A 1022-nucleotide genomic window follows, 5' to 3' on the forward strand; every position below is an offset into this window, starting at 1 on the left:
GAGCGGTTTTTTCGTGGAAGTTGCCCGTGCCAATGTGCGCGTAGCGAATAATATCGTCACCTTCACGGCGACTGATCATCAATAACTTTGAGTGAATCTTTAAACCGGGCGCACCAAAGATGACGTGCACGCCAGCTTCAGTCAGAACTTTTGACCATTCAATATTTGCTTCTTCATCAAATCGCGCCTGCAGCTCAACGACTACAGTAACGTTTTTGCCGTTATGCACTGCATCAATCAAAGAGTTCATCAAGCGAGAGTCTTTGGCTACGCGGTAGATATTAATTTTGATGCTGAGCACTTTCGGGTCAAAGGATGCCTGGCGAACCAATTCACCAATATGGTCAAAGGTGTGATAAGGGTAGTAGAGCAGAATGTCTTTGGCTTTGATGGCTTCGAAACTGTTGGCGTAACCTTCAAAGTCTGCACACTTCATTGGTGGCATAGGTTTGTTTTCGAGGTATTCTCGCCCGACGTTTGGAAAAGCGATGAAATCTTTGAAGTTGTGGTAGCGTCCACCTGGAATTAGGTTGTCGTAATTGGAAATTCTTAGTTTGCTGCACAAGAAGTCGAGCATCTCTTGCGGCATTTCACGCTCATACACAAAGCGTACTGGCATGGCGGTTAAACGTTGGTTTACACCTGCTGACATTTGCTCTAGCAAGCTGTATTCGATTTCATTACGCAAGTCGTACTCTGCATCACGCGTCATTTTCATCGCGTAGCCTGCGAGCTCATCATAATCGAAAAAGCCTTTAAAAAGCTCGTCTAAACAGTATCGGATGATGTTATCAAGCAGGATGATGGTCTTACGGCGTTTGCCTTTTTGCTCTGGCACCATCACGAAGCGTGGCAGGTGGTCGGTTGGAATTTCGATGAGAGCGTATTGAGAGTGGTCTTCTTTGCGCAGTTCGACGGCGATGTAAGCGTATTCGTCTTTGAGGAATTGCAGCACGTCGATTTCATCTTTCATCAATAAAGGCGTGATATGTGGCATGACTTCTTTGCGGAAGTATTTGGTA

At 45.7% G+C, this 1022-nt stretch carries 1 protein-coding gene; it reads right to left on the reverse strand.

The window, feature by feature from the left end:
* Window positions 1-1022, reverse strand: a 1022-nt coding sequence (locus R8O70_RS26390) for an RNA degradosome polyphosphate kinase (protein WP_318184610.1), incomplete at both ends; no start/stop codon positions are given.

This window comes from Vibrio sp. 779(2023) (genome assembly GCF_033344285.1).
Classification (GTDB): Bacteria; Pseudomonadota; Gammaproteobacteria; order Enterobacterales; family Vibrionaceae; genus Vibrio; species Vibrio alginolyticus.